Source organism: Cedecea sp. NFIX57 (assembly GCF_900177785.1).
Lineage (GTDB): Bacteria > Pseudomonadota > Gammaproteobacteria > Enterobacterales > Enterobacteriaceae > Cedecea > Cedecea neteri_C.
In genome coordinates this window covers 251,684-269,402 of sequence record NZ_FXAS01000002.1, presented here as the reverse complement: position 1 = coordinate 269,402, position 17,719 = coordinate 251,684, and the positions used below count along the sequence as shown (strand labels likewise).

At 55.2% G+C, this 17,719-nt stretch carries 15 protein-coding genes; 8 read left to right on the top strand and 7 right to left on the bottom strand.

The features are described 5' to 3' along the window. Positions 1–223 precede the first annotated feature (223 nt). Both znuB and znuC read right to left on the bottom strand, forming a co-directional pair. A complete protein-coding gene (gene znuB, locus B9Y90_RS02655) occupies positions 224–1,009 on the bottom strand; it encodes a zinc ABC transporter permease subunit ZnuB (RefSeq protein ID WP_085540121.1) in 786 nt (261 codons plus the stop codon). Continuing rightward, positions 1,009–1,761: a zinc ABC transporter ATP-binding protein ZnuC gene (gene znuC / locus B9Y90_RS02650; protein ID WP_039294562.1), complete on the bottom strand. Its 753-nt coding sequence runs from the start codon at positions 1,759–1,761 to the stop codon at positions 1,009–1,011. The genes znuB and znuC overlap by 1 nt, the downstream gene beginning before the upstream one ends. Before the next feature lie 79 nt (positions 1,762–1,840). Here znuC and znuA point away from each other — a divergent pair, with 79 nt between their 5' ends. From znuA to lpxM, 3 genes are all read left to right on the top strand, one after another. After that, entirely contained in the window at positions 1,841–2,785 is a 945-nt protein-coding gene (znuA, locus tag B9Y90_RS02645; RefSeq protein WP_085540120.1) for a zinc ABC transporter substrate-binding protein ZnuA, read from the top strand. A 15-nt stretch (positions 2,786–2,800) separates the two neighbouring features. After that, positions 2,801–4,123, top strand: coding sequence for a murein DD-endopeptidase MepM (gene mepM, locus B9Y90_RS02640; RefSeq protein ID WP_071842750.1), 1,323 nt, complete (start codon positions 2,801–2,803; stop codon positions 4,121–4,123). Positions 4,124–4,246: 123 nt separating this feature from the next. Then, positions 4,247–5,227: a lauroyl-Kdo(2)-lipid IV(A) myristoyltransferase gene (gene lpxM, locus B9Y90_RS02635; protein WP_085540119.1), complete on the top strand. Its 981-nt coding sequence runs from the start codon at positions 4,247–4,249 to the stop codon at positions 5,225–5,227. Positions 5,228–5,281: 54 nt separating this feature from the next. On the opposite strand, the gene msrA is transcribed toward lpxM, so the two are convergent. The 4 genes from msrA to B9Y90_RS02615 all read right to left on the bottom strand — a co-directional run bounded on the left by msrA (position 5,282) and on the right by B9Y90_RS02615 (position 10,458). Next, positions 5,282–6,001: a peptide-methionine (S)-S-oxide reductase MsrA gene (msrA, locus tag B9Y90_RS02630; RefSeq protein WP_085540118.1), complete on the bottom strand. Its 720-nt coding sequence runs from the start codon at positions 5,999–6,001 to the stop codon at positions 5,282–5,284. Between the two features lie 15 nt (positions 6,002–6,016). Continuing rightward, a complete protein-coding gene (locus tag B9Y90_RS02625; RefSeq protein WP_254902597.1) occupies positions 6,017–7,777 on the bottom strand; it encodes a cytochrome c biogenesis protein DipZ in 1,761 nt (586 codons plus the stop codon). Between the two features lie 241 nt (positions 7,778–8,018). Beyond that, positions 8,019–9,461 carry a pyruvate kinase gene (gene pyk / locus B9Y90_RS02620; protein ID WP_039294548.1) on the bottom strand — a complete coding sequence of 481 codons (1,443 nt, stop codon included), beginning with the start codon at positions 9,459–9,461 and terminating at the stop codon, positions 8,019–8,021. Positions 9,462–9,588: 127 nt separating this feature from the next. After that, positions 9,589–10,458 carry a MurR/RpiR family transcriptional regulator gene (locus B9Y90_RS02615; protein WP_008453963.1) on the bottom strand — a complete coding sequence of 290 codons (870 nt, stop codon included), beginning with the start codon at positions 10,456–10,458 and terminating at the stop codon, positions 9,589–9,591. 375 nt (positions 10,459–10,833) lie between these two features. On the opposite strand from B9Y90_RS02615, the gene zwf reads away from it, so the two are divergent. The 3 genes from zwf to kdgA all read left to right on the top strand — a co-directional run bounded on the left by zwf (position 10,834) and on the right by kdgA (position 15,072). Then, the gene (zwf, locus tag B9Y90_RS02610) at positions 10,834–12,309 is read left to right on the top strand and encodes a glucose-6-phosphate dehydrogenase (RefSeq protein ID WP_008453964.1); all 1,476 of its coding nucleotides are present in this window, start codon (positions 10,834–10,836) and stop codon (positions 12,307–12,309) included. Between the two features lie 256 nt (positions 12,310–12,565). After that, entirely contained in the window at positions 12,566–14,377 is a 1,812-nt protein-coding gene (gene edd / locus B9Y90_RS02605; protein ID WP_085540117.1) for a phosphogluconate dehydratase, read from the top strand. 53 nt (positions 14,378–14,430) lie between these two features. Continuing rightward, on the top strand, positions 14,431–15,072 hold the full coding sequence (gene kdgA, locus B9Y90_RS02600; RefSeq protein WP_039294543.1) for a bifunctional 4-hydroxy-2-oxoglutarate aldolase/2-dehydro-3-deoxy-phosphogluconate aldolase: 642 nt from the start codon (positions 14,431–14,433) through the stop codon (positions 15,070–15,072). 65 nt (positions 15,073–15,137) lie between these two features. Here kdgA and purT read toward each other — a convergent pair whose 3' ends face one another. Further along, positions 15,138–16,316, bottom strand: a complete 1,179-nt coding sequence (purT, locus tag B9Y90_RS02595; RefSeq protein ID WP_085540116.1) for a formate-dependent phosphoribosylglycinamide formyltransferase — start codon at positions 16,314–16,316, stop codon at positions 15,138–15,140. Between the two features lie 136 nt (positions 16,317–16,452). On the opposite strand from purT, the gene B9Y90_RS02590 reads away from it, so the two are divergent. Together B9Y90_RS02590 and B9Y90_RS02585 are read left to right on the top strand one after the other, a co-directional pair. Beyond that, on the top strand, positions 16,453–16,803 hold the full coding sequence (locus B9Y90_RS02590) for a YebG family protein (protein WP_039294536.1): 351 nt from the start codon (positions 16,453–16,455) through the stop codon (positions 16,801–16,803). Between the two features lie 122 nt (positions 16,804–16,925). Then, positions 16,926–17,600 carry a tellurite resistance TerB family protein gene (locus B9Y90_RS02585; protein WP_085540115.1) on the top strand — a complete coding sequence of 225 codons (675 nt, stop codon included), beginning with the start codon at positions 16,926–16,928 and terminating at the stop codon, positions 17,598–17,600. Positions 17,601–17,719 lie beyond the last annotated feature (119 nt).

Genomic DNA, 17,719 nt, shown 5'->3' with positions numbered 1-17,719 from the left:
ATGGCGCTGCTGGCGCATCTTTGCTGGCTTTTTAGCATGGTGACGGCCTTCATGAGGGGATATGTGGCCCGGAGGCTGTGGCTGAAAACGCTGGCAGGGTGAGAGAAAAAAAATCGCGATCGCGACCTGCGGTCGCTCAAAAACAGAACCCCACCAAAAAACAGTGGGGTTAGTCAGCAGTCTGAAGGCGCCTCAGGGCGCCTTTTTTGTGTCTGCGTGAGATTTAAGCGGGCTGCTTTTTGGCCATGCTCAGAATAAACAGCATAGCGGCGGCCAGCACGACAGACGGGCCTGCAGGAGTATCGTAAAGCGCCGAGAAAGCCAGCCCGCCGGTGACGGCAATCATACCAATGAGAACCGCAAAGCCTGCCATTTGCTCAGGCGTCCGGGCGAAGCGACGTGCGGTTGCGGCCGGGATGATTAGCAGCGAGGTAATGATGAGCGCCCCGACGAATTTCATTGCAACGCCAATGGTGAGGGCGGTCACCAGCATCAACAGCATTTTCACTCGCTGAAGATTGACGCCGTCTACGTGGGCCAGATCCGGGCTGATGGTCATCGCCAGCAGGCTACGCCATTGCCAGGCAAGCACGCCAAGCACGACGACAACGCCAGCGGCAATGGAGATAATGTCCGACGGCGTAACCGACAGTAAATCGCCGAAAAGGTACGCCATCAGGTCAACGCGCACGTTGGACATCAGGCTGACCACCACCAGACCGAGCGACAGGGCGCTGTGCGCCATAATACCGAGCAGAGTATCAATGGCGAGGTGAGGGCGTTTCTCCAGCCAGACAAGACCAACGGCAAGTAACAACGTCACCGCGATAACGGCATAAAAGGGGTTCACGTTGAGTAGCAGACCAAACGCGACCCCCAGCAATGAGGCGTGAGCCAGCGTATCGCCAAAATAGGACATCCGGCGCCAGACCACAAAAGAGCCCAATGGCCCCGCCGCACAGGCAAGCAAAACCCCGGCCAGCCAGCCGGGCAACAACAATTCAAGCATTACTGTCCATTCCCTCTGCGCAGAACGATGCGACCCTGCAGATCGTGACGGTGGTTATGATGGTGGCGATAAATGCCCAGCTGTTCGGCACCGATGGGCCCAAACATCGAGATAAACTCCGGATGAGTAGAAACGACTTCTGGCGTGCCGGAACAGCAAATATGGTGATTCAGGCACAACACTTCATCGGTTTTGGCCATGACGAGGTGCAGGTCATGAGACACCATCAGCACGGCGCAGTTCAGCTCATGGCGAAGCTGATCGATCAAGTTGTAAAGCGCGAGCTGGCCGTTGACGTCCACGCCCTGGGTGGGCTCATCCAGCACCAGCAGATGAGGCTCATTAAGCAATGCGCGCGCCAGCAGAACGCGCTGGTTTTCACCGCCAGAGAGCTTCTGCATCGGCGCATCTATCAAATGGGCGGCCTGCACGCGTTTAAGCGCAGGGAGAATGTCTGCTTTTTTTACTCCCGGACGCAGCCGCAGGAAACGGCTGACCGTGAGCGGCAGCGTGGCGTCCAAATGAAGTTTCTGCGGGACGTAGCCAATGCGCAGATGCCGATCGCGCTTAATGACGCCCTGGTCGGGGGTAACCAGCCCGAGCACGACGCGCACTAAGGTGGATTTACCTGCACCGTTTGGCCCTAGCAGCGTAAGAATACGGCCAGGCTTTAGCGCAAGTGAGATATCGGCCAGCACGCGCCGCTGGCCGAAAGAGACCGAGATATTTTCCAGTTCAACCAAATTTGTCATGACAATTTCAGGGGTTGCATAAGTTAGCGGATGTTATAATATCACAATTATTCTGGTTATCACGATGATAAGTTGCATTATGTTACATAAAAAGACACTTCTTTTCGCTGCATTTTCCGCCGCCCTCTGGGGTTCTGCTGTCACCGGCACCAACGCCGCCGTTGTGGCGTCCATTAAGCCTCTGGGCTTTATCGCTTCAGCCATTGCCGACGGGGTGACTAGCACAGAAGTATTACTGCCTGATGGTGCCTCTGAGCACGATTATGCACTTCGCCCGTCTGATGTAAAACGCTTACAGGGCGCGGACTTAGTCGTTTGGGTTGGTCCTGAAATGGAAGCCTTTATGCAGAAGTCCGTGCGCCAGCTTCCCGAGCAAAAACAGCTTGAGCTGGCGGCTCTTACCGGCGTGAAACCGCTGCTGATGAAAGGCGGTGATGACGATGACCATGAGCACGGCGATGAACACGACCATGGCGCAAAGAGTGACGCAGATCACCATCACGGTGAATACAACTTGCACATTTGGCTCTCCCCAGAGGTGGCGCGGCTGTCGGCGGTTGCAATCCACGATAAATTAGTGGAACTTATGCCCGAAAATCGAGCCAAACTTGACGCCAACCTGAAAGATTTCGAGTCAGGCTTAGCCGACGCCGATAAACAGGTGGGTTCCGTGCTGGCACCGCTGAAAGGAAAGGGGTATTTCGTTTTTCATGACGCCTATGGCTACTTTGAAAAGCACTACGGTTTAACGCCGCTTGGCCACTTTACCGTTAACCCTGAAATACAGCCTGGTGCCCAGCGTTTACATGAAATAAGAACACAGTTGGTTGAGCATAAAGCGGTTTGCGTTTTTGCTGAGCCACAATTCAGGCCAGCGGTAATTAACGCCGTTGCCAGAGGCACTAATGTCCGCTCCGGCACCTTAGATCCTCTGGGAATTGAAGTCGCATTGGGTAAAAACAGCTATATGCAGTTTATGACCGGACTTGCGAACCAGTATGCGAGCTGCCTGAAAGGAGATTAACGAGGAAGTGAATACGTGCAACAGATAGCCCGCTCTGTCGCCATGGCATTTGACAATCTATCACGGCCCCATCGCGTTATGCTGGGGTCGCTTACGGTTCTCACTCTGGCGGTCGCAGTATGGCGACCGTCAATTTACCATCCGCAGTCCAGTCCGATAATCAAGACTATCGAACTTCAAAAAAGCGAAATACATTCGCTGCTGCCGGAAGCCAGCGAACCCCTTGATCAGTCCCCGGACGCCGAAGATGACACGCTGCCTCAGGATGAACTGGATGATAAAACCTCCGGTGAAGCAGGCGTTCATGAATATGTCGTATCTACAGGCGATACGCTAAGCAGCATTCTGAATCAGTATGGCATCGACATGGGTGACATCAGTCAGCTCGCTGCTGCTGATAAAGACCTGCGAAACATGAAAATTGGTCAGCAGCTTTCCTGGACACTTAGCGCAGACGGCGATTTGCAGCGTCTGACCTGGGAAATGTCGCGCCGCGAAACGCGCACTTACGATCGCACTGATAACGGTTTCAAAATGAGCAGCGAAACCCAGCAGGGCGATTGGGTTAACAGCGTGCTGAAGGGCACGGTGGGGGCAAGTTTTGTTTCCAGCGCGCGTGATGCCGGTTTAACCAGCGCGGAGATTAGCTCAGTTATCAAAGCGATGCAGTGGCAGATGGACTTCCGCAAGCTGAAAAAGGGCGATGAATTCTCCGTGCTGATGTCCCGCGAAATGCTGGACGGCAAGCGCGAGCAAAGCCAACTGGTCGGCGTGCGCCTGCGCAGCGACGGCAAAGATTACTACGCCATTCGCGCTGAAGACGGCAAGTTCTACGATCGTAACGGTTCGGGCCTGGCCAAAGGCTTTATGCGCTTCCCAACCGTGAAGCAGTTCCGTGTTTCGTCGAACTTCAATCCACGCCGCCTTAACCCAGTAACTGGCCGCGTTGCGCCGCATAAAGGCGTTGATTTTGCGATGCCGCAGGGTACGCCTGTGCTGGCCGTCGGGGATGGCGAAGTGGTAATGGCGAAGCGCAGCGGCGCGGCCGGATTCTTTGTGGCTATCCGCCATGGTCGCACTTACACCACCCGTTACATGCACCTTAAGAAGCTGTTGGTGAAACCTGGCCAGAAAGTGAAGCGCGGTGACCGTATTGCACTGTCGGGTAATACCGGACGTTCTACCGGCCCGCACCTGCACTACGAAGTGTGGATCAACCAGCAGGCGGTTAACCCGCTGACGGCCAAGCTGCCGCGTTCTGAGGGCCTGACCGGATCCGATCGCAGCGATTACCTGGCGCAGGTAAAAGACGTATTACCGCAACTGCGCATCGACTGATTTTTCCCTTTAACGAAAAGCCGGCTCCAGTGGCCGGCTTTTTCTTTTGTCTGCCGGCCGTTGCCCCGCTAAAATAACGATAAATTTGTCTCGCCAGACTGCTGGCGAACTGCAGAGAGCCGCATGGAAAAAGCAAAAAAAAACCACAGTGAGTTTATCCCTGAATTTCAAAGAGCCTTTTTGCACCCGCGTTACTGGGGGGCATGGCTTGGCGTTGGCGCTTTTGTGGGGCTGGCGCTTCTTCCTCCGGGGCTCCGGGATCCTTTGCTGGGGAAAGTGGGGCGCTTAGCAGGGCGGCTGGGCAAAAGCGCCAGACGCCGGGCGCAAATTAACCTGCTTTACTGCTTCCCGGATTTACCGGAAGCCGAGCGTGAGGCAATCATCGATCGCATGTTCGCCACGGCGCCGCAGGCGATGGTGCTGATGGCGGAATTGGCACTGCGTGACCCGAAGAAGGTCATGTCCCGCGTGGACTGGCACGGTAAAGAGATTGTGGACGAGATCCGCGCCAAAGGGGAAAACGTGATTTTCCTCGTGCCACACGGCTGGGCTGTCGATATCCCCGCCATGCTGATGGCCTCTGAAGGCCAGAAAATGGCGGCGATGTTCCATAACCAGGGCAATCAGCTGTTTGACTATGTCTGGAATACGGTGCGTCGTCGTTTTGGCGGCCGCATGCATGCCCGCAACGACGGCATCAAACCGTTTATCAGTTCCGTTCGTCAGGGTTACTGGGGATACTATCTTCCCGACCAGGATCACGGCCCTGAGCACAGCGAATTTGTCGATTTCTTCGCGACCTACAAGGCAACGCTGCCGGCCATTGGCCGCCTGATGAAAGTTTGTCGCGCCCGCGTGATCCCGCTGTTCCCGGTTTATAACAGCGACACCCACAGGCTGGATATTTTTATCCGCCCGCCGATGGATGACCTGATGGATGCCGATGACCATACCATCGCTCGCCGGATGAACGAAGAGGTGGAATTGCTGGTGGGCCCACATCCGGAGCAATATACCTGGATCCTCAAGCTCCTGAAGACCCGCAAAGAAGGCGAGATAGAGCCGTACTGCCGGGATGAGTTGTACCCGAAAAAGAATAAATAGCGCATATTGCGAAATGGAAAACCGCGCCACTGTATTTCACTGGCGCGGTTTTTTTCACCCTTTCACTAGCACCGGATCTTTGTTCCACAGCTCCGGGAAGAGCTGTTTAAGCTGCTCGACTTTCGGAATGTCGTTGATCGCAATGTAAGGGTAATTTGGGTTGTCGTTCAGGAAATTCTGGTGATACTTCTCCGCCGGGTAGAACTGCGCATGTTCTTCCACCGTGGTGACCAGCGGCGCACTAAACTTATGGCTGGCGTTAAGCTGCGTGATATACGCTTTGGCAACTTTCGCCTGTGATTCGCTGAGCGGGAAAACGGTGGAGCGATATTGTGTCCCGTAATCCGGTCCCTGACGGTTTAGCTCTGTTGGGTTGTGCGCAACAGAAAAGAAGACCTGTAATAGCTGGCCATAGGTTACTTTGGTCGGATCAAAGATAACCTGCACGGATTCGGCGTGCCCGGTCATCCCCATGCTTACCGTCTCATAATTCGCCGTCCGTGCTTTGCCGCCCGTATAGCCAGATATTGCGCTCGTTACGCCTTTCACATGCTGAAATACGCCCTGGACGCCCCAGAAACAGCCCCCGGCAAAGACGGCGGTTTCAAGATGCTGGCTCGTGGGCGACTCGTCCTGCAGTGGCGCAGGAATAGCCACCGCACGTTCGGCTTCGGACCAGGCAGTATTCTGAAAGACAAGTGCCGCGACGATCAGTACCGGTGCGCTAAACAAGGCTACCCGGTGTTTGCAGGCAGAAAATAGTGTTTGTTTCATCTTAATGCTCCCCGGTTAACCGAACGTGAAGGCATAGGCGTTCACGCCCGGATCTTCAAACTCAATGCTGAACGTGTGTTCGCCGCTGCCGCTCGACTGGCGAATTAGCTGGTAAAGGCGCTGTTCCGTCACCGTGCCGCTGCCGTCCGGGTTAACGTCTGAACCGTGGACGCTACCGGGTGCCTGGCCGTCGATAGTGACTTTAAAATGCACCGGTTTGCCTTCTGCACCCGGGCCGAGAACGAGGTGCAGATCGCGAGCATGGAACTGGTAAACAATGCGGCCATTCGGGCGATTAAGCGTGATGTTCTCCCCGCCGATGGTCCAGTTACCTTCTAGACCCCAACTGTCCAGAGGCAGTGCGGAAGGCTTTTTGTAGTCTGCCGGTTTGTCCCCGGTGACTTCGCCAGAGGCAAAGTTCTGCGCCCGCATATAGCCGAGATAGGTCTCTGGAGAGATATCATTCTGGCCGCTGGCTGCCTGTTCTACGCCGCTGGCAGAAACAGTGCTGATGCCGCTGTTAACGTTTTTAGCACCCGCCTGGCGCAGCAGTTCCTGAATAACGCGTTCGGATTGTGCATAATCGCCTTCGCCAAAGTGCTCGTAGCGAATGTGGCCGCTGGCATCGATAAAGTAATGCGCAGGCCAGTACTGATTATTGAACGCCCGCCAGATGCTGTAATCGTTATCAATGGCGATGGGATAAGTCACGCCCAGTTTTTTCGCCTCTTTTGTGACGTTATTGACGTCACGTTCAAAGGCGAACTCCGGCGCGTGCACGCCAATCACCACCAGGCGCTGATCGCGGTATTTTTCGGCCCAGGCTTTCACATACGGCAAAGAACGCAGGCAGTTAATGCAGGAGTAAGTCCAGAAATCGACGAGGACGACTTTGCCTTTCAGCGATTCAGCAGTCAGCGGTGGCGAGTTGAGCCACTGCGTCGCGCCGCTCAACGAAGGCATCGCGCCAGCATCGGTTAGCGTTGGAATGGTGTCGTCATCTGAGGTTTTCACCACGGAGGTGGACGTTGGGGCATTGGCCGTGGTGCTGTCCGGGGAAAGACGTTTGACCAGCGCTTGTTCGATGCCGCCGGTTGACGCGGTAGAAAGTCGGGCCAGTACGCCGGTATCCAGGCCAAAAGAAATAGCGACGACGCCAAGTAACATCCCAGCGCCCAGAATTCGACGGATCCATTCCCCTACGCCCAGAGAGCGTTTCATGGCGCTGAAGACTTTGCCACCGATCAAAAGCGCCAGCGCCAGCGAGGTGGCCGCACCTGCGGCATAAGACAGCAGCAGCAGCGTGGAGCCTACGTTTGCCCCCTGCAGGGCTGCGCCTGTCAGGACCAGCCCCAGAATGGGGCCTGCGCAAGGCGCCCAAAGCAACCCGGTTGCAATCCCCAGTAAAAATGAAGCGCCAGGCCCTGCCGGCTGGCCTGGTGCCACGCGGTTAGACAGCGAGTTACCCGCGTTAACCAGAGGGTGCATAACGCGCTCAGCCAGGCGAGGGAACAGCAACGTGATGCCAAAAACGGCCATCAACACTAATGCGACGCCGCGGCCATATTGGTTAGCCGCGACGACCCAGCCACCGCCGACGGCAGCCAAGGTAGCGAATAACGTGAACGTTAACGCCATGCCCGCCAGAAGCGGCAGCCCTGTGCGGACAAACGGCTGGTCGGATCGCGCAAAGACAAACGGCAGCACCGGCAGGATACAAGGGCTGGCAATGGTTAGCAGGCCGCCCAGATAAGCAAGAATAATGACCAGCATCATGATGTTCCTGTGTCAGAGAGTGAACGGAGAGCCGGGCGGAATTGACGGGGCTCCTCATGGACATATGCCTGCACTTTATAAAAAGAATACTTACTAAATCCTCCTCAAGAGTTAACAATTTCGTGATAACTCCAGGGAGGATAAAAGGGCATGCGAATGCAGCGGAGAATGCCGGGGCACTCGCCGCTGATTTAATGAGGATGTTTCTGGGGGAAAGCAGGCGGGGGACGCCTGCTAACGTTTACTCAACGCACAAGATACGCGTGGTGTTGGTGGTGCCGATGGTGCTCATCACGTCACCCTGAGTCACGATGACCAGATCACCGGAAATCAGGTAGCCTTTGTCACGCAGGAGGTTTACCGCGTCGTTAGCGGCGGCCACGCCTTCGCTTGCGCTGTCAAAGTAAACCGGGGTCACGCCGCGATAGAGTGACGTCAGGTTCAGCGTGCGTTCGTGGCGCGAGAGCGCAAAAATAGGCAAGCCAGAGCTGATGCGGGACGTCATCAGCGCGGTACGCCCGGACTCGGTCATCGAAATGATGGCGGTAACCCCTTTGAGGTGGTTAGCGGCATACATCGCGGACATCGCAATGGCTTCCTCAACGTTATCGAACTGCACGTCGAGGCGGTGCTTGGAGACGTTGATGCTTGGGATTTTTTCTGCACCCAGGCAAACGCGCGCCATTGCCGCGACGGTTTCAGCAGGATACTGGCCTGCCGCAGTTTCTGCAGACAGCATCACCGCGTCGGTGCCGTCGAGTACGGCGTTTGCCACGTCCATGACTTCCGCACGGGTTGGCATTGGGTTAGTGATCATCGACTCCATCATCTGGGTGGCGGTGATCACGGCACGATTCAGCTTACGTGCACGGCGAATCAGGGTTTTCTGGATGCCAACCAGCTCCGGGTCGCCGATTTCTACGCCGAGGTCACCACGGGCAACCATCACCACGTCGGAGGCGAGAATAATGTCGTCCATTGCGGCTTCATCGCAGACGGCTTCCGCGCGCTCTACTTTGGCCACAATTTTCGCATCGCAGCCTGCATCACGCGCCAGGCGACGAGCGTAGTTTAAATCTTCGCCGCAGCGCGGGAAAGACACGGCCAGGTAATCAACGCCGATTTTGGCCGCGGTCACGATGTCGGCTTTGTCTTTATCGGTCAGCGCTTCGGCTGACAGACCGCCGCCCAGTTTGTTGATCCCTTTGTTGTTGGACAGCGGGCCGCCTACGGTCACTTCGGTAAACACTTTCAGGCCCTGGACTTCCAGGACTTTGAGCTGAACACGGCCATCGTCGAGAAGCAAGATGTCGCCTGGGACGACGTCGGCCGGGAGGCCTTTATAGTCAATACCCACTCTCTCTTTGTCGCCTTCGCCTTTGCCGAGGTTGGCATCCAGCAGGAATTTGTCGCCCAGGTTAAGGAATACTTTGCCTTCTTTGAAGGTCGATACGCGAATTTTAGGGCCTTGCAAATCGCCGAGGATCGCCACATGACGCCCCAGTTTTGCGGCAATTTCACGCACTTTATCTGCACGCAGCTGATGATCTTCAGCTGAGCCGTGGGAGAAGTTCATTCGCACCACGTTAGCGCCGGCGGCAATAATTTTTTCTAAATTATTATCGCGGTCGGTTGCCGGGCCTAAGGTGGTAACGATTTTGGTTCTACGTAGCCGTCTGGACATGTATTACTCCGTTGACTGAAACAACTTGGTGTTGCGTGAACAAAAACTCGGTAGGTCAGGGTGTGCTGTGAATACCCATGACAACGTAACCGAACAGCCTAATAAGTTACAACTTTGTTATCAAAAATTAACGTTCATCGCCTGAGAGAAGACGTTCTTTATCAAAGCGCGATTCTTTGAGCGCTTCCTTGACTCGCTTCAAGTTATCCCTGAATTTAGCCCCTCGACGCAAAGTAAAGCCCGTCGCCAGAACATCGATGACGGTCAACTGCGCCAAACGAGACACCATCGGCATATAAATGTCAGTATCTTCTGGCACATCCAGCAGCAGAGAAAGCGTCGCCTCGCGGGCAAGCGGGCTGCCTTCCGATGTGATGGCGAGCACAATGGCATCGTTTTCACGGGCTAACTGCGCCAGCTCAACCAGATTTTTAGTCCGGCCGGTGTGGGAGATAAGCACCACCACATCTTGCTCGGTACAATTCATACAGCTCATACGTTGCATAACAACGTCATCTGAGTAAATCACCGGGACATTGAAGCGGAAAAACTTGTTGGTAGCGTCGTGCGCGACGGCGGCGGAAGATCCTAGCCCAAAGAAGGCAATTTTTTTTGCCTGAGTAAGTAAATCCACGGCCCGGTTGACCGCAGACATATCCAGCGACTGACGAACCCGGTCAAGGCTCGCCATGGCAGACTCAAAGATCTTGCCGGTGTAGGACTCGACGCTATCATCTTCATCAACATTCCGGTTTACATACGGTGTGCCATTCGCCAGACTCTGAGCTAAGTGCAGTTTAAAATCCGGGAAGCCCTTGGTTTCAAGGCGACGGCAAAAGCGGTTCACGGTGGGCTCGCTGACATCCGCGCTGCGGGCAAGCGTCGCGATGCTGGAGTGAATGGCGTCCTGAGGCGCAGCAAGAATCACTTCTGCGACTTTGCGTTCCGATTTGCTAAGGTGTTCCAGCTGTGACTGGATTTTTTCCAGCATATTCATAAAGGCGGGCACTCATGGGTTTTAGCGATTTCAGCAACAGAAGAAATCGTGGGCCGATTTAGCAAGAATATACTCTTGCTAAAATGTGATAGGGCGAGTCGCCCGGCTAATGTTGTTGTTTTTTTTCATTACATGATCGGTGTCTAACTTTGGCAACGGTTACATCGCACAAAAAAACGCCAGTAAATGACGCTTTAGTGCGGCATTGTGGGAAAAGTTAGCAATTGAGGCGGTCAAACCGGGGTTAACGGTTGTCCTCAATTCAGCAAAAGCAGTACATTGCAGCGTAATAAAATTACAAGACGTGCCTGGCTTAATGCTATCCGCGCCCAGAGGGCCGGTAAAAGCCGGGATATCCGAAACGAGGAGACAAACATGGCGGTAACGCAAACAGCCCAGGCGTGCGACCTGGTCATTTTCGGTGCAAAAGGCGACCTGGCGCGCCGGAAACTGTTGCCATCCCTGTATCAGCTGGAAAAAGCAGGTCAAATCCATCCGGAGACCCGTATTCTGGGTGTTGGCCGCGCAGAGTGGGATAAAGAGGCATACACCAAAGTTGTCCGCGAAGCCCTCGAAACCTTCATGAAAGAGAAGATTGACGAGAGCCTGTGGGACAAACTGAGCGGTCGTCTGGATTTCTGTAACCTGGACGTCAACGATACCTCTGCTTTTACCAAGTTGGGCAAAATGCTCGACCAGCAGAATCGCGTCACTATCAACTACTTTGCTATGCCACCAAGCACCTTTGGCGCTATCTGCAAAGGGCTAGGTAAAGCGAAGCTTAACGCCAAGCCTGCTCGCGTCGTCATGGAAAAACCGCTGGGGACTTCCCTCGAAACCTCCCAGCAGATCAACGATCAGGTGGGCGAGTTCTTTGAAGAGTGCCAGGTTTACCGTATCGACCACTACCTGGGTAAAGAAACCGTTCTTAACCTGCTGGCGCTGCGTTTTGCCAACTCCCTGTTCGCTAACAACTGGGACAACCGCACTATCGATCACGTAGAAATCACCGTGGCCGAAGAAGTGGGTATTGAAGGCCGCTGGGGTTACTTCGATCAGGCCGGGCAGATGCGCGATATGATCCAAAACCACCTGCTGCAGATCCTGTGCATGATTGCCATGTCTCCACCGTCTGACTTGACCGCGGACCATATTCGCGATGAGAAAGTGAAGGTTCTGCAGTCGCTGCGCCGCATTGACCGCACCAACGTGCGTGATAAAACCGTGCGTGGTCAATACACCGCAGGCTTTGCGCAGGGCAAGAAAGTGCCTGGCTACCTGGAAGAAGAGGGCGCGAACAAATCCAGCGCCACCGAGACCTTCGTGGCTATTCGCGTAGATATCGACAACTGGCGTTGGGCCGGCGTGCCGTTCTACCTGCGTACCGGTAAACGTCTGCCAACCAAATGTTCTGAAGTCGTGGTTTACTTCAAAAACCCTGCGCTGAATCTGTTTAAAGATTCGTGGCAGGAATTGCCGCAGAACAAACTGACTATCCGTCTGCAGCCGGATGAAGGCGTGGATATTCAGATCCTGAACAAAGTTCCGGGCCTGGAGCACAAGCATAACCTGCAAACCACCAAGCTGGATCTGAGCTACTCCGAGACCTTCAATGAATCTCATCTGGCGGATGCCTATGAACGCCTACTGCTGGAAACCATGCGGGGCATTCAGGCGCTGTTTGTACGTCGTGATGAAGTAGAAGAGGCGTGGAAATGGGTCGACTCCATTACCGAAGCCTGGGCTGCGGACAACGATGCGCCGAAACCTTACCAGGCCGGTACCTGGGGGCCAGTGGCTTCTGTGGCGATGATTACCCGTGATGGCCACTCCTGGAACGAATTTGAGTAACAGGCTGTGAACATGGCCGGTAAAAAGTCGCTAACAAATGGCTCTCATTTTACCGGTAACATGATCTAACACAGAAGTGTCATAGTTTTTTATGAATAATAGCCCCGCGTGGATTCACCCGCGGGGCTTTTTTATTTACACTAGCTGAAGCGTTTTTGCTCCCGGCACCAAGTCTGATGGGCTACAAAGTTACTTTTATCAGCCCCGAAGATGGCGATATCAATGCGGGAGAACAGCCACTTTCTGAGGAACTTCTATGCATCCAAATTTGTTACGGGTAACATCGCGTATTATCGAACGCTCCCGCCCAACGCGCGAAGCCTACCTGGCACGTATTGAGAAAGCCCGGAGCAACACGGTTCACCGCTCGGAACTTGCCTGCGGTAACCTCGCGCATGGTTTCGCTGCCTGCCAGCCGGACGATAAGGCGGCGCTGAAAAGCATGTTGCGTAACAATATTGCGATCATTACGTCCTACAACGACATGCTCTCCGCCCATCAGCCGTATGAACATTATCCTGAGCAAATCCGCAAGGCGCTGCACTCCGTGGGCGCGGTGGGGCAGGTTGCAGGCGGTGTTCCGGCGATGTGTGACGGCGTGACTCAGGGTCAGGATGGCATGGAGCTTTCGCTGCTGAGCCGCGAAGTGATTGCCATGTCTACCGCCGTTGGCCTCTCCCATAACATGTTTGACGGCGCGCTCTACCTTGGCGTGTGCGACAAAATCGTGCCGGGGCTGACAATGGCTGCGCTGTCGTTCGGCCATTTACCTGCGCTCTTTGTGCCATCAGGCCCGATGGCGAGCGGCTTACCTAACAAAGAAAAGGTTCGCATTCGCCAACTTTATGCGGAAGGCAAAGTTGACCGCCTTGCGCTGCTGGAGGCGGAAGCCGCCTCTTATCACGCGCCGGGGACCTGCACCTTCTACGGCACGGCGAATACCAACCAGATGGTTGTTGAGTTTATGGGCATGCAGTTGCCGGGGTCGTCGTTTGTTCAGCCTGATGCAGAGTTGCGTCACGCGCTGACGGACGCAGCGGCGCGCCAGGTCACTCGCCTGACCGGCAACGGCAACGAATGGATGCCTCTCGGGAAAATGATCGACGAGAAAGTGGTGGTGAACGGCATTGTTGCACTGCTGGCTACCGGCGGCTCGACTAACCACACCATGCACCTTGTCGCGATGGCTCGCGCTGCCGGGATCATTATTAACTGGGACGACTTCTCCGAGATCTCCGAAATCGTGCCGCTGCTGGCACGTTTGTATCCAAACGGCCCTGCCGACATTAACCACTTCCAGGCGGCGGGCGGCGTGCCGGTGCTGATGCGTGAGCTACTGAAAGGTGGCCTGCTGCATGAAGACGTTAACACCGTGGCCGGTTTTGGCCTGCATCACTACACCATGGAGCCGTGGCTCGACAACGGCCAGCTTGCCTGGCGTGAAGGCGCCAGCGAGCCACTGGACAGTGACGTTATTGCCACCATGGAAAAACCGTTCTCCCGCCATGGCGGAACTAAAGTGCTGAGCGGGAATCTGGGCCGGGCGGTGATGAAAACGTCAGCGGTACCGGTAGAAAATCAGGTTATTGAAGCCCCGGCGGTGATTTTTGAAAGTCAGCATGACGTATTGCCCGCTTTTGAAGCAGGCAAACTGGACCGTGATTGCGTTGTTGTCGTCCGCCATCAGGGGCCAAAAGCGAACGGCATGCCAGAATTGCATAAACTTATGCCACCGCTTGGAGTATTATTGGACCGCTGTTTCAAAATTGCTCTGGTGACAGATGGAAGACTGTCCGGTGCCTCTGGGAAGGTGCCTTCCGCAATCCATGTTACCCCGGAAGCATATGACGGCGGGTTGCTGGCGAAGGTGCAGGATGGCGACATGATTCGCGTCAACGGCCAAACGGGCGAGCTGACATTGCTGGTCGATGAAGCCGTACTTGCGGCACGCACTGCTTATCACCCGGATCTCAGCGCCGAGCGCGTAGGGACCGGTCGGGAGTTATTTGGCGCATTGCGCGAACAGCTTTCGGGCGCTGAACAAGGCGCAACCTGCATTAAATTTTAAGCCCGTGGCAGCACTGCCCCGGAACAGATTAAAAGTGGCTAAGAGGCGCTCAGATGAAAAATTGGAAAACTACGGCAGAACAAATCCTGAAAACTGGCCCGGTTGTGCCGGTCATTGTTGTTAACAAGCTGGAACATGCTGTGCCGATGGCGAAAGCCCTGGTAGCCGGTGGCGTCCGCGTGCTGGAAGTCACGCTGCGTACAGCTTGTGCTATCGATGCCATTCGTGCGATTGCAAAAGAAGTGCCTGAAGCGATTATCGGCGCGGGTACCGTGTTGAACCCACAGCAGCTTGCGGAAGTGACCGAAGCGGGCGCGCAGTTCGCCATCAGCCCGGGCCTGACCGAGCCGCTGCTGAAAGCCGCGACGGAAGGCACTATTCCTTTGATCCCAGGCATCAGCACCGTTTCAGAACTGATGCTGGGGATGGACTACGGCCTGAAAGAGTTCAAATTCTTCCCGGCAGAAGCTAACGGTGGCACTAAAGCGCTGCAGGCCATTGCCGGGCCGTTCTCTCAGGTACGTTTCTGCCCAACCGGCGGCATCTCTCCGGCTAACTACCGCGATTACCTGGCGCTGAAAAGCGTGCTGTGCATCGGCGGTTCATGGCTGGTGCCGGCGGATGCGCTGGAAGCGGGCGATTATGACCGCATCACTAAGCTTGCCCGCGAAGCGGTGGAAGGCGCTAAGCTGTAAGCCATAAAAAAGCCCGCAGTACGCGGGCCTAATGATTCAGTCGCTCTCATTTGAGGGCGATTTTTTTATCCTTCAATTTTTACCTGTGCAGCTGACGCCACGGCTCTGGAAACTGCCTCATCGACGCTATTCCCGGTAGCCAACGCCACGCCCATACGGCGTTTACCTGCGATCTCCGGCTTACCAAACAGGCGAACCTGTAAACCGCCGCCCAGCGCAGCGCCTACATTGCTGAACTTGACGTTGTCGCTATGCAGCTCTGGCAGGATCACCGCCGATGCAGCAGGGCCATACTGACGAATGTCACCGATGGGCAGGCCGAGGAAGGCGCGAACGTGCAGGGCAAACTCAGACAGATCCTGCGAAATCAACGTCACCATGCCGGTGTCATGCGGGCGAGGGGAGACTTCACTGAAAATCACCTCATCGCCGCAGACAAACAGCTCAACGCCGAACAGGCCGTGGCCGCCCAGGGCGGTAACCACTTTTTCAGCAATCTCTTTCGATTTTGCCAGCGCGATGTCGCTCATCTGCTGCGGCTGCCAGGACTCACGGTAGTCGCCATCCTCCTGACGGTGGCCGATAGGTGCGCAGAAATGCACGCCATCAACGGCACTGATGGTTAGCAGGGTGATTTCAAAATCAAAATTGACCACGCCTTCGACGATGACGCGGCCTTTGCCAGCCCGTCCGCCAAGCTGTGCGTATTCCCAGGCTTTAGCCAATTGATCTGCGGTGCGGATGAAACTTTGACCTTTGCCGGAGGAGCTCATCACCGGTTTAACGATGCACGGCAAACCAATTTCCTGCACGGCCTGGCGGAAAGCGTCTTCACTGTCGGCGAAGCGGTAGCTGGAAGTGGGCAATTGAAGTTCTTCTGCGGCCAGGCGGCGGATCCCTTCGCGGTTCATGGTGAGTTTGGTGGCGCGGGCGCACGGCACCACGCGCTGGCCCTGGGCTTCAAGCTCCAGCAGGGCATCGGTAGCAATGGCTTCAATTTCAGGAACGATATAATCGGGCATTTCGGCGGCGACAAGCGCTTTTAGCGCTGCGGCATCCAGCATGTTAATCACGTGGCTGCGGTGCGCGACGTGCATCGCTGGTGCATTTGCATAGCGATCGACGGCGATAACTTCGACCCCGAGGCGCTGACACTCAATGGCCACTTCTTTACCCAATTCACCGGAGCCCAGCAGCATAACTCGCGTAGCTGCCGGGCGCAGAGCAGTTCCCAACGTTGACATGTGATTTAGCCTTAACAAAGAAAAAGACCGTGGAAGTATAAACGAAAACGTTTGCGTTGGCAGCGGCTTTCCGGCTTGTGTGATAAAATGAATATCGATATACTGGATAAATAAACAGGTAAAGCGGAGCTGCAAAATGGCGGTCGAGATTAAATATGTTGTGGTGAGAGAGGGACAAGAAAAAATGGCCTTTGCCAGTAAAAAGGATGCTGACGCTTACGACAAAATGCTGGATCTGGCTGAAGTCCTCGGCGACTGGCTGCAGCAAAGCCCGATTGCGCTGGATGAAGGCCAGAGCGATACCCTGGCGATGTGGATGGCGGAAAACAAGGATCTGCTGGCGGGGGTGCTGAAAAACGGCAAGCTGCCAGAGCCTGAAGTAAGCCAGTCTGAGCCAGATGTGGAATCTTCTGTGGCTGAGCAGTCGCCAGCGGCGGAAGACAACGTCAGCGAGCACCCCGGACGTAAGCGCACCAAAGCCGCGTGATACGTTGCAGCAGTAAGCGCCGGGCAGCCGGCGCGATTCTTTTCCCATCTTTAGCGCTGTCCGACGTTTCTTGACGTCCTGTGACCTACTCTCGACGAGTTAAGTCAACAGAGGGTTTCGTCATGAATAACTGGTTACAGCAGCTTCAGTCGCTCCTGGGGCAATCTACTTCCCCTCAATCTTCACAGCCTGCAGCCGGTAATGGCCCTGAAGGGATCGGTAAACTTCTGGTGCCGGGGGCGCTGGGCGGATTAGCCGGATTACTGCTGGCGAGTAAGTCGTCCCGCAAACTGTTAACAAAATACGGCACCAGTGCGCTCCTGGTCGGCGGCGGTGCGGTGGCCGGAAGCGTGTTATGGAACAAATACAAGGCACGCGTCCGTGAGAATCAGCCTGCATCAGCGGGTTATGATCATTCGCACTCGTCGGTTGATGTTCGTACCGAAAGATTAATTACCGCGCTGGTTTTTGCTGCCAAAAGCGACGGGCATATTGATGCAAAAGAGCGTCAGTTTATTGAGCAACAGCTGCGTGAAGTCGGCATCGACGGCGAAGGCAAAGCGCTTGTCGAACGAGCTATCGACAGGCCGTTAGATCCTCACCAGCTCGCGCAAGGGGTGAGAAACGAGGAAGAAGCGCTCGAGCTTTATTACCTAAGCTGTACGGCTATCGATATCGATCACTTTATGGAACGTAGCTATCTGAGCGCTCTGGGCGATGCGCTAAATATACCGCCGGATGTCCGCTCCGGTATTGAGCAAGATATTCAGCAGCAAAAACAACCGCTCGCGGTTTAATCCTCCTGCAATCATCCTGTGCCGGGTTTCTCCCGGCATTTTCTTTTAATCCTTCATGTTCCGCTTGCAAGCCCGGCTGAATTTGCCACCCTTACGGGGTGTTAAACGGAAAATGATGA

Excerpts from the sequence above, each read along its gene's own strand:
- znuB (WP_085540121.1), bottom strand. The coding sequence starts at position 1,009 with ATGCTTGAATTGTTGTTGCCCGGCTGGCTGGCCGGGGTTTTGCTTGCC.
- znuC (WP_039294562.1), bottom strand. The coding sequence starts at position 1,761 with ATGACAAATTTGGTTGAACTGGAAAATATCTCGGTCTCTTTCGGCCAG.
- znuA (WP_085540120.1), top strand. The coding sequence starts at position 1,841 with ATGTTACATAAAAAGACACTTCTTTTCGCTGCATTTTCCGCCGCCCTC.
- lpxM (WP_085540119.1), top strand. The coding sequence starts at position 4,247 with ATGGAAAAAGCAAAAAAAAACCACAGTGAGTTTATCCCTGAATTTCAA.
- msrA (WP_085540118.1), bottom strand. The coding sequence starts at position 6,001 with ATGAAACAAACACTATTTTCTGCCTGCAAACACCGGGTAGCCTTGTTT.
- B9Y90_RS02625 (WP_254902597.1), bottom strand. The coding sequence starts at position 7,777 with ATGATGCTGGTCATTATTCTTGCTTATCTGGGCGGCCTGCTAACCATT.
- pyk (WP_039294548.1), bottom strand. The coding sequence starts at position 9,461 with ATGTCCAGACGGCTACGTAGAACCAAAATCGTTACCACCTTAGGCCCG.
- B9Y90_RS02615 (WP_008453963.1), bottom strand. The coding sequence starts at position 10,458 with ATGAATATGCTGGAAAAAATCCAGTCACAGCTGGAACACCTTAGCAAA.
- zwf (WP_008453964.1), top strand. The coding sequence starts at position 10,834 with ATGGCGGTAACGCAAACAGCCCAGGCGTGCGACCTGGTCATTTTCGGT.
- edd (WP_085540117.1), top strand. The coding sequence starts at position 12,566 with ATGCATCCAAATTTGTTACGGGTAACATCGCGTATTATCGAACGCTCC.
- kdgA (WP_039294543.1), top strand. The coding sequence starts at position 14,431 with ATGAAAAATTGGAAAACTACGGCAGAACAAATCCTGAAAACTGGCCCG.
- purT (WP_085540116.1), bottom strand. The coding sequence starts at position 16,316 with ATGTCAACGTTGGGAACTGCTCTGCGCCCGGCAGCTACGCGAGTTATG.
- B9Y90_RS02590 (WP_039294536.1), top strand. The coding sequence starts at position 16,453 with ATGGCGGTCGAGATTAAATATGTTGTGGTGAGAGAGGGACAAGAAAAA.
- B9Y90_RS02585 (WP_085540115.1), top strand. The coding sequence starts at position 16,926 with ATGAATAACTGGTTACAGCAGCTTCAGTCGCTCCTGGGGCAATCTACT.